This window comes from Wenyingzhuangia gilva (assembly GCF_030519655.1).
Lineage (GTDB): Bacteria > Bacteroidota > Bacteroidia > Flavobacteriales > Flavobacteriaceae > Wenyingzhuangia > Wenyingzhuangia gilva.
The window spans coordinates 1-10,582 of record NZ_JAUMIT010000015.1 but is presented as its reverse complement, the minus strand read 5'-3'; the positions used below and the strand labels follow the sequence as shown (position 1 = coordinate 10,582).

Sequence of the window (10,582 nt, the reverse complement as noted above, 5' to 3'; positions counted from 1 at the left end):
CACCGGCTAACAAACAAAGCTAATTTTGTGCTTTCCCAAGGTTAGTTTTCTTCTTTTTTCTGTATTTTAGGTCGAAAATTAATCGGCTTATCAAACGCTTCGTTTGCTAGCCAAAACCGTTGTATTTAATTTTGAAAAAAATAAATCCTCAAAATAAAATTTGTATCTATCTAGACCAATTTGTTATTAGTGACATAATAGATGGAACAAATCCTTTATGGCTGAAAATTAAAGAACTATTAGAAGTAAATCATTCTCTTGGAAAATTATATTGTCCTCTTTCAGTTGAACACACATTAGAAACAGCTAAAAAGAACATAGAAGGAGCTATAAAACATGACAAATATTTTAGATCTCTTTCTGATAATTATCTCTTAAAATCAGACCCATTTCTAACATCTCAAATTATATCTTCACTGATTAGAAAAAACAACTTTACAACAAATACATTTTTGAAAACAGCAAAACTCAAAGATTTTGACGAAATTTATAACCAAATAAATAAAAACAATAAAATCTTTGATGAAAGTATTACACATAGGTTTTCATCACAAAATGAAATACGAAAAAATTTAAAACCTACTAACAATAATGAAACTGAGCTTATCTTAATGAATGCAATTAAGAACATTGAAAGACAAAAATTTATTGACCGTTTAAAAGAATATATTAAAAAGAAAAGAATACAAATAAGACCCGATAATTATGGAAATCATAATTTCCCTCATTGGATTGATCAATTACTTTATCAGTTAACATATAAACATAGTTTTAAAAAAAAACAACTTGAACAATTATTAACGGAACTGGAAACAAATGGATTTAGAAGAATACCAACATTATACATCAAAACTTCATTAGGAGCTTATTTGGCGGTTAAAAACAAACAAGAAAATACAGGAGACCATATTGACTTAATGAGAATATCTAGTTATTTATTTTCAACAGATATATTTTTTACAGATAAAAAAAGGAAACACGAAATTTGCGATTTAGGACTTGATAAAAAATATAAAACAAAGGTATTTTCAGGTGTTAAACAAGATTTGATTGAATTCATCGAATATTTGGAAAATATAAAAAACTAAATACAACACCAGCTAAACTTCATGCGGGTTTTGTGCTAACTTTAAAGTTTTGTGTATATTTACTAAGTCGCCAAATCTTGTTGATTTGGCTTTGTGAAACCAAAAGAAACAAATCCAAACAAAAAGCTTCGGCTTAGTACGTGTTCGAAAATCTGACCGATTTTCTTCCCGCACAAAGCCTAGCCAAAACCGTTGGCACCAATTATGACAAAAAACGAACATATATCATTAAAAACAAAAGGATGGACTGAGTTTAAGAGTGGTTCTTCGGATAATGAATTAATTTCAATTGCGTCAGAAATTGGAAAAATATTAAAACATCCTAATGGACAAAACATATTTAATCTTAGACCCATACTGAAAGATAAAGCCATTAAAGGAACATTCAGTAACAAACACGGTTTAGATGAATTCCCGTTTCATACCGATACAGCATTTTTAAAAAAACCAGCAAGATATATTTTAATGCATTCAGAAAAACCAAGTAATTGTAATACCACAATAATATCAAGAATTGATTTTTGGGATTTATTATCCCAAATAGATAAATCAAATGCAGAAAGAGCTATATATCTTGTAAAGACAAATAGTGAAATATTTTATACTTCATTCATTTTTAGAGAAAACAATATAGAAGGTATAAAATATGACCCTTCATGTATGTTTCCTTTTAATAAATATGCTAAAATATTTGACAAAACTTTTCAACAAATTTTATCGATTATACAATATGAAAATATTAAATGGTCAGGAAATAAAACTGTTCTAATTGATAACTGGAAAAGTTTACATGGTCGAAAATCTGTAAAAGAAGATACCGAAAGAGAATTAAAACGAATTTATATTAATTAATTATGAGTTGGGAAAGAGAACCATTATTTACAAAAGCTAAATTATATTTTGAAAAGGCGTATGATGAAGATAAAGAAGAACCTTATTTTGGCCTTTGGTGTGCTATGGGCTTAGAGTTACTCGCTCGATCTTCTGTATCTTCTGTAAGTCCAACATTATTAGCTGAACCAGATAGAGAACACCAAAATTTACTTCATGCGTTAGGACTGGGTTCTGCTAAATCTCAACGAAAATCAATTGCAACAATAAGTGTATTATCTTTATGTCAAAATTTAATTACAGACTTTACTGATTCAAACTTTAAAATTGCTTCTGCTATAATTAATAGGAGAAATGAAGAAGTTCATACAGGAGCAGCTGCTTTTGAAGAATATCCTACTCAACAATGGATTGCAGGATTTTATAAATGCTGTAAAATACTTTGTGAGTTTCAAGGTGAATCTTTAAACTCTTTGTTCGGTGATGATGTTCAAAAAGAAGCAGATTTAATTCTTGCTGAAGTCGAAGAAAGTGTTATTGGAAAAACGAAAAGTCTTATAGCTGCTCATAGCAAAGTTTTTGGTGGTAAAGAACCCGAAAAGAAAGCAGAACTAAAAGAAACGGCTCAGAAAAGTGGGGATAGACTGTCTTACAGAGGACATCATAGAGTTGAATGTCCGTCTTGTAAATGTACAGCAACAGTTTTTGGAGAACCTTATGGAAAACAAAATGTAGAAAGTAATGAAGATGAAATAATTGTTCGTCAATCAATTCTACCAACAAAATTCCATTGTATAGCATGTGAATTAAAATTAATAAATTATAGTTCATTAAAAGCTGCTGGAATTGGAAATCATTATACTCGTAGAAATATATATACTCCAGAAGAATATTATGATATGATTAATCCTGATGATTCTGATATGATTACAGAACGTTACAACGAATTAAACCCACCTGAAGATTGGGGATGGAGTAATGAATAACAGGTGCCAACACCGGCTAAACTTCATGCGGGTTTTGTGCTTACTTCAAAGTTTTGTGTATATTTACTAAGTCGCCAAATCTTGTTGATTTGGCTTTGTGAAAACCAAAGAAACAAATCCAAACAAAAAGCTTCGGCTTAGTCCGTGTTCGAAAATCTTGTCGATTTTCTTCCCGCACAAAGCCTAGCCAAAACCGTTAGCACCAATTATGAAATCGAGCACTTTAATAATATTTCTAATTTTATTTGGGTTATTTTATTCCTGCAATGAAAAAACTGAAAATAAGAAAGCGGAATTTATTGAAAGTAAATTATTTGGAAAAATAAAAAGTGTCGAAACTAAAACTTTTGAAAATGACACTTTGAAATCTAGAGTGTTGGAATTTTATAAAAAAAATGGAATAATTGAGAAAAAAGAAACATACTTTGAACCTAATTTATCTTCAATTATTAGTTATCACAAATATGACAACGAAAATAGATTGATAAATGAACAAATTGTTACTAACGGAGATTCTACTTTTTTCATAAAATATTACTACAATAGTCTAGGACTTGAAAAGAAAGAGGAATATTACTTAAATAAACTTCATACAGTTACGGAATTCAAAATAGATAGTTCAAGAAAAACGATTGAAAAGAAATTTGGATACGTTGAGACAAAACGATTTAGGAATTGGAAATATGAATATCCTAATGAAAATATAACTCTGACAAAGGAATTTTTTAAGAGTAATTTGCCAGAAAAAATAACTGAATTGAAAATTATTCCCGAAGAAAATAAAAAAATAAAAACTACGAAATATTCATTTCCAACATCAGAATCAAAAGAAATTTTCTATCATAATAATATTGGAAATCTTGTAAAAACGGAAAAGTATTATAATGGAAAAATGACAGAGAGTAAAAGCGTTACTTATAAATTAGATTTTAATCAAAATTGGATAAAGTCAGAAAGTGAATTGACAAGAAAAGAAAGAATTATAGAATATTACTAAAAAAATAACAGGTGCTAACACCGGCTAAACTTCATGCGGGTTCTATGCTTTCTCAAAGTTTTGTGTATATTTACTAAGTCGCCAAATCTTGTTGATTTGGCTTTGTGAAAACAAAGAAACAAAACCAAACAAAAAGCTTCGGCTTAGTTGCGTGTTCGAAAATCTGGCCGATTTTCAACCCCGCACAAAGCCTAGTCAAAACCGTTAGCTGTAAGTAAAAAACACAATTTTGAAATTACATAAGAAAAAAAGAAAATTAGACTTATTTGAATCTTTGATTTACTATTTCTTTCCATTAATTCTCCTACTTATACCAAGTATATTTTTATTTAATGAATTATTGAATGAAAAATTTAACAAAGAGTTTGGTACGGCTCATAAAGCTAGTTTTTTAGTATTACTTATCGCTCTGTTTTTTATGTGGTTTAAACATAATAAACTTCTTTTTAAAACATATAAAACAAATAAAAATGTTTTGGAGTTGAAAAATGAAATATACTCTATGTCAGAAGAATACAATTGGGAAATTATTTCTTCTTTCGAAAATAGAATTGAATTTCGTGTCAAAGCTACATCTGATAGATCTAATAGAATATTATTCCCAAGAGAATACAAAAAATTTATAAATGGGATTATCACTTTTCAATCAGGCGAATTTAATTTGAATCTTGTTTTAAGTTTCGAAAATAATGATATGGATATGGCTGACCATTTAGGCGAAACAAACCATCTAAGAAATAGAATAATTAAACGTTTGAAATAATGACTGAAGAGCATGTAAAGCATCGAATTAATAATGCACTGACTTTACTTAAAGAAGGTAACAGGTTTACAGTTGGAGAATTATTATTTGAATCTATTTCTATTAATGAGTTTTCAGTAACGGGATGGAGCATTAATAATAACTTAAATAATATTTCAAAACAATCGGCAATCAGTGAATTAAATGAAATAAAATCACTTTTCGAAAAAATGATTATAATCTCTCCTGAATTATCAGCCTTTTTGAAAAATAAATTAATTAAATATCATTTGAATTTTGACACAGGAAAAGCTAGCATAAAAATTTGCTCAGAAATATCAGGTAAAATAAAATGGAAAATTGAAATATAAAAAAACCTACAGCTAACACCGGCTAAACTTCATGCGGGTTTAGTGCTAACTTCAAAGTTTTGTGTATATTTACTAAGTCGCCAAATCTTGTTGATTTGGCTTAGTTAAAACCAAAAAAACAAATCCAAACAAAAAGCTTCGGCTTAGTACGTGTTCGAAAATCTTATCGATTTTCTTCCCGCACAAAGCCTAGCCAAAACCGTTGTGTGTAACTAAGAAAAATGTTAAGATTAATTACAAAGTTCACGAATCTATAATCTGAAAAAAATGTATAAATAACAAGACATAACTTGTAAAAAATATTTTCTAAAAAATTAAATTAATAACACTAAATTGAAATATAACTTTAGTCATAACTCGAAACTTTTCACATTGCGTGAGAATCCTTTATTTGAAATAGTTTTAGCTGCAAATCATTTTGAAATAATTACTGACAAAGAAAAGAATGAAATCTACTTATTCGAAAGCCTTAATGAAATTACACTAAAGAAAGAAAAAATTATTTGGTATTTGACTATACTTGATTTCCTTTTATCGCTCAGTTCTAAAATATTTCGAGGACCTATAAAAGAAGACAATGAAATATTTTTTTTCTATGAAAAAGTTCCTAAAAGATACAATTTGAAAAATTGTGATTTAAACAAAGCTTCAGAAGTAGTTGAAAAAATAAAATTTAAACTTAATAAAGCTACACACAACACCGGCTAAACTTCATGCGGGTTTAGTTCTAACTTCAAAGTTTTGTGTATATTTACTAGGTCGCCAAATCTTGTTGATTTGGCTTTGTAAAATCAAAAGAAACAAAACCAAACAAAAAGCTTCGGCTTAGTCCGTAATCGAAAATCTGGCCGATTTTCAATCCCGCACAAAGCCTAGCCAAAACCGTTAACTTAAACAGCGCTGAAATTCCTGTTGGAATTTTTCGCAGTGGTTTAAATGAAAGGGTTTTTATCTATTTGAAATCAATCCTCACGCAAAATTTTTAAATCCGAAACTTTGTTTTAACTGAAAACTAAAAACTTTTAATCGTTGCGTTTTAAACTGTGCGCTGAAATTGTTTCATTGAAAATTAATCGGTAGTCGATATATTTTAAACCATCTTTTCGCTGAAAATTAGAACGTTTTAAACTGTACGCATAAGTTTTGTTTGAGAAGTTTAGATCATTTGATAAATTTTATTGACTGAGAAAAATAGCTTTTAATCATTACGTTCTGAACTGTGCGCTAAATGTCTTCGTTGATAATGAATCTTTAATCGATAAATATTTACAGGGAAAACGTGAAAATTATCGTAGAAACGCGATTTTAATGTCGTTGCGCTTAAATCGGAAAATGCTGTTTTTCAATTCAATATTTCTTTGTGAAAAACTGCATAAGTTAACACCGGCTAACAAACAAAGCTAATTTTGTGCTTTCCCAAGGTTAGTTTTCTTCTTTTTTCTGTATTTTAGGTCGAAAATTAATCGGCTTATCAAACGCTTCGTTTGCTAGCCAAAACCGTTGTGCTTAATGTCTCAGAACCGCTAAAAATGAAAAATCTCAAAGGAACTTGGTTAATGATTAAAACTGGAGATGATTACTCTCAACCTGAATTTATCGAATTTGAGAACGACGAAATTCTTCATTTTGAATTAGAAAAAACTAATGGAATTGAACTATCAAAAAAAGTAACAAATTGGACCGAAAAAATTTCTGAATCTAAATATGAGTTTATAAATGCAAATCGAATACGAATATTTAGAATGGGAAAAACTTATACAGTTATTAGTGAAACTGAATCTAAAACTGATAACAAAGAATTTTCGACTGATTACGAAAAGATTTCCCCAACGAAAACGGAATTAAAAGCAGAAGAGATTGAAAAACTTGAATTTAAAGCTCAATGGAATGACGAGAAAATTAGATTAGTTTTTAACAAAATTTTAGATAGTCCTACAATTCAAGAAATTAATCAAAGACGACATAAAAACGGACAAAAATTAGCTTTAGAAAATTTACAAGGAACTTATTTCGTATCAATTTATAACAATGATGAAAGAGAAACACTAATCGGAATTAAAGAAATTAACGAGAAAAAAGCAATCCTTTTTGGATTTCCAGAAAGACCATACGAAATATTAGCTGAATGATTGAAAAACACTAAGCACAACACCGGCTAAACTTCATGCGGGTTTTGTACTTACTTCAAAGTTTTGTGTATATTTACTAAGTCGCCAAATCTTGTTGATTTGGCTTTGTGAAATCAAAGAAACAAAACCAAACAAAAAGCTTCGGCTTAGTTGCGTGTTCGAAAATCTTACCGATTTTCTTCCCGCACAAAGCCTAGCCAAAACCGTTGTAGTGCATTAAAAATGAAAAAAATAACAAAAATAATTCTAATATTATGTATTGCTTTTCAATCTTGTTCTCACAAAAAAACTAAACCTGAAAATATGACAGAAAATTTTACTTGGAATATTCAAAGAGCTGGATATGAATTTGATCAATATGATTTTAAAGGAGAAACTGATTATTTAAATTTTTTAAATGAATTTGAAAAATTTCCTTGGATGAATGAGTTGAAAAAAGCTAATCAAAATCCTGAAAAAGTATCACCAACACTTTCTGTAGAAGACGAAAAAGAAAAGAAAACTTTTTGGGTTTCTATTTCTGGAGACGAAAATCAGCACGGATATATAATAGGTTATATTTATCCAAAAATGAAAAAAAGCTTTTTTGGACTAGGTAAAGAAAAGGAAATAAGGTGGCTTGAAATGTTTCAAACTCAGAACATCGAATTAATAAAAAAATGTTATCATTTTCAATTTAATCGTGAATATGATAAACTTTATATAGAATTAAATCAACTTGAAAAATTTGGTGAAATGGAAGCCAAAATTTAAAAAACGCACTACAACACCGGCTAAACTTCATGCGGGTTTTGTGCCAACTTCAAAGTTTTGTGTATATTTACTAAGTCGCCAAATCTTGTTGATTTGGCTTTGTGAAATCAAAAGAAACAAATCCAAACAAAAAGCTTCGGCTTAGTACGTGTTCGAAAATCTTGTCGATTTTCAACACCGCACAAAGCCTAGCCAAAACCGTTCTATGCAATTAAAAAAAATCACGACTTTACAATGAAGCAAACAATACGAGAAGAATTAAAAAGGTTACTCCCCAATACTGGAATTGACTCAATTTTTGGTGATTTCTCTATGAGGTTCGAATTGGGTGGTGAAGGAAATAGTGATAGTTCAAAAAGAATAGAGCAAGCTACTGAAAGAGGAATCGAAATATACAACCAGCTAATCGGAGAGAATGAAATAATAATTGTTGTGGAAGAATGGGAAGATAGTTGGATAAAAATCGAAGAGGAAAAAGTGAAAGAAAATTATTTACATAAACTCTTGAAAAATTACGACCTAAAAAGAATCAAAGGACCATTCGAACAGACTTATTACGAGGAAGATTCTAATGGAAAAAAGGTTGAGAGGATTTTTGAAGATAAATTAGAATGTGATTTATCTATTGGGAAAATTATTCTACCCTTAAATGAAGTTAAGGAAATAATAAGAGGTATTGCGTCTTTAGAAATGGGTGGTGAAAATTTTATAACTCAAAAAGTATATTTCTTTTGTCCGAAAAACAATACAGGGTTTAATATTTATGACGATAGAGGTTGTGACATATGGTCGAAATCAATAAAAGAACTAAAGCATATTTATGAAAATTTAAATTCTTGGATTTTAGACTATAATCGAAAAGAAATTAATGAAATGTTTAAAAATGAAAAAACTGCATAGAACACCGGCTAAACTTCATGCGGGTTTTGTGCCAACTTCAAAGTTTTGTGTATATTTACTAGGTCGCCAAATCTTGTTGATTTGGCTTTGTGAAACCAAAGAAACAAATCCAAACAAAAAGCTTCGGCTTAGTACGTGTTCGAAAATCTTGCCGATTTTCTTCCCGCACAAAGCCTAGCCAAAACCGTTGCCAAACATTAGAAATGAAAATTGTAAATACAAATTTAAACTTCATTCTTCTCGAAATAATTGACGAGAAAAACTCAAATGGATTGAATTTAAAACTTACTAACACAGGTACCATTCCGAGGAAATTAGAACCAAATGATTTCAATAAATTTGAATTACAACTAAACGGAATTGAAGATAAGAAGCGTTTGAAAAATGAACTCAATAAATTCCTGAATAAATATATCGATGTTGAGAAAACTAAAGATAATTATTTAGATTTCTGGAGCGAACAAAACCAAATCGGAGAATTCAAAGTGGAAAACTATATTGAGAATATTACTGAATTAAACAGAGAAGATTGGATTATGAATTACCAAAATCTTCTAAACTCTTTCTATAAACAATATGACAAAAATACGAAAGAAACTCATTTACAATCAAAATTTCTTGAACGACTAAAAAAAATCAATGAAGATGAAATAAAAAAATATGAAAGAAAGATTGAGTTTTTCAAAAATGATAAAGAAAAAATTGAATCTTTGAAAAATAGAATGAATTTATTATATCGAATAGAAAAAATGAGTGAAAAATTTATATCCGAATTAAATAATATCGAATAAAAACGTTAGGCAACACCGGCTAAACTTCATGCGGGTTTATTTCTAAATTCAAAGTTTTGTGTATATTTACTAAGTCGCCAAATCTTGTTGATTTGGCTTAGTTTAAACCAAAAGAAACAAATTCAAACAAAAAGCTTCGGCTTAGTCCGTGTTCGAAAATCTTGTCGATTTTCAACCCCGCACAAAGCCTAGCCAAAACCGTTGTGTGCAATACGAAAAAAAAATGAAAAACATATCTATTTTTATAATTACCTTATTTATGAATATCACCTTGTTTGGACAAGGAACGAATAACAAATATGAAATTGATTCAGAAGATTTAAAAAACGTTTTTGAAGAACAAGGAATACATATATTCAAATATCCTTTTAAGGTTGACAAAGGAGAGTATATATCAATTAGCTATGAGGTATATGAAAAAGGTAAATTGCAAACAAGGAAAAATCCTATTGAAGATTTTCAAATAAAACAAGGGATTCAAATTAATCATCATATTTCTAGAAAAGACACAATTGCATTCCATAGATTTTATTTCTTTGAAAAAAACAAGTCTCTGATAATGGAACAAGTCCTACCTGGAATAGAACTGAATCAAAAAATTGACCTTTCTAAAATAAATTTTGGATCATTTAATTCTAGATCAAACGTTCCTGAAAATTTATTAAATAAACAAGAAATATTGTTCTATTATGGAAATGAATCGGATGGTTGGCTTGAATGTACTACTGGAGTTTCAAAAGAAAACTTAATTAAATCATATGATTTAGTAATTCTATTCTATGCTGAAAAAATAACTAAAAAGGAAACTAAAACTATACTTAAGAAAATTGAAAGTACAGCACACAACAACGGCTAAACTTCATGCGGGTTTTGTGCTAACTTCAAAGTTTTGTGTATATTTACTAGGTCGCCAAATCTTGTTGATTTGGCTTTGTGAAATCAAAAGAAACAAATCCAAACAAAAAGCTTCGGCTTAGTCCGTGTTCGAAAATCT

12 protein-coding genes are annotated in these 10,582 nt (G+C 29.2%); all 12 read left to right on the top strand.

Annotation, left to right across the window (positions count from 1 at the left end; genetic code table 11):
* Window positions 1–131: 131 nt before the first annotated feature.
* Window positions 132–1,088: a hypothetical protein gene (locus tag QVZ41_RS14165; protein ID WP_302885299.1), complete on the top strand. Its 957-nt coding sequence runs from the start codon at window positions 132–134 to the stop codon at window positions 1,086–1,088.
* Between the two features lie 204 nt (window positions 1,089–1,292).
* Complete coding sequence (locus QVZ41_RS14160) at window positions 1,293–1,940, top strand: TauD/TfdA family dioxygenase (protein ID WP_302885298.1); 648 nt, start codon at window positions 1,293–1,295, stop codon at window positions 1,938–1,940.
* Window positions 1,941–1,942: 2 nt separating this feature from the next.
* Complete coding sequence (locus QVZ41_RS14155) at window positions 1,943–2,905, top strand: hypothetical protein (protein ID WP_302885297.1); 963 nt, start codon at window positions 1,943–1,945, stop codon at window positions 2,903–2,905.
* Between the two features lie 208 nt (window positions 2,906–3,113).
* Window positions 3,114–3,902 (top strand): hypothetical protein, encoded by a 789-nt coding sequence (locus tag QVZ41_RS14150; RefSeq protein ID WP_302885296.1) that lies wholly within the window; start codon window positions 3,114–3,116, stop codon window positions 3,900–3,902.
* 229 nt (window positions 3,903–4,131) lie between these two features.
* Window positions 4,132–4,665 carry a hypothetical protein gene (locus QVZ41_RS14145; protein WP_302885295.1) on the top strand — a complete coding sequence of 178 codons (534 nt, stop codon included), beginning with the start codon at window positions 4,132–4,134 and terminating at the stop codon, window positions 4,663–4,665.
* The gene (locus tag QVZ41_RS14140) at window positions 4,665–5,015 is read left to right on the top strand and encodes a hypothetical protein (protein ID WP_302885294.1); all 351 of its coding nucleotides are present in this window, start codon (window positions 4,665–4,667) and stop codon (window positions 5,013–5,015) included. The genes QVZ41_RS14145 and QVZ41_RS14140 overlap by 1 nt, the downstream gene beginning before the upstream one ends.
* A gap of 372 nt (window positions 5,016–5,387) precedes the next feature.
* The gene (locus tag QVZ41_RS14135) at window positions 5,388–5,723 is read left to right on the top strand and encodes a hypothetical protein (protein ID WP_302885293.1); all 336 of its coding nucleotides are present in this window, start codon (window positions 5,388–5,390) and stop codon (window positions 5,721–5,723) included.
* Window positions 5,724–6,544: 821 nt separating this feature from the next.
* Window positions 6,545–7,144: a hypothetical protein gene (locus tag QVZ41_RS14130; protein ID WP_302885292.1), complete on the top strand. Its 600-nt coding sequence runs from the start codon at window positions 6,545–6,547 to the stop codon at window positions 7,142–7,144.
* 303 nt (window positions 7,145–7,447) lie between these two features.
* The gene (locus QVZ41_RS14125) at window positions 7,448–7,897 is read left to right on the top strand and encodes a hypothetical protein (protein WP_302885291.1); all 450 of its coding nucleotides are present in this window, start codon (window positions 7,448–7,450) and stop codon (window positions 7,895–7,897) included.
* Window positions 7,898–8,131: 234 nt separating this feature from the next.
* The gene (locus QVZ41_RS14120) at window positions 8,132–8,797 is read left to right on the top strand and encodes a DUF3885 domain-containing protein (protein WP_302885290.1); all 666 of its coding nucleotides are present in this window, start codon (window positions 8,132–8,134) and stop codon (window positions 8,795–8,797) included.
* A gap of 203 nt (window positions 8,798–9,000) precedes the next feature.
* Window positions 9,001–9,588 (top strand): hypothetical protein, encoded by a 588-nt coding sequence (locus QVZ41_RS14115; protein ID WP_302885289.1) that lies wholly within the window; start codon window positions 9,001–9,003, stop codon window positions 9,586–9,588.
* Between the two features lie 223 nt (window positions 9,589–9,811).
* Window positions 9,812–10,444, top strand: a complete 633-nt coding sequence (locus tag QVZ41_RS14110; RefSeq protein ID WP_302885288.1) for a hypothetical protein — start codon at window positions 9,812–9,814, stop codon at window positions 10,442–10,444.
* Window positions 10,445–10,582: the final 138 nt, after the last annotated feature.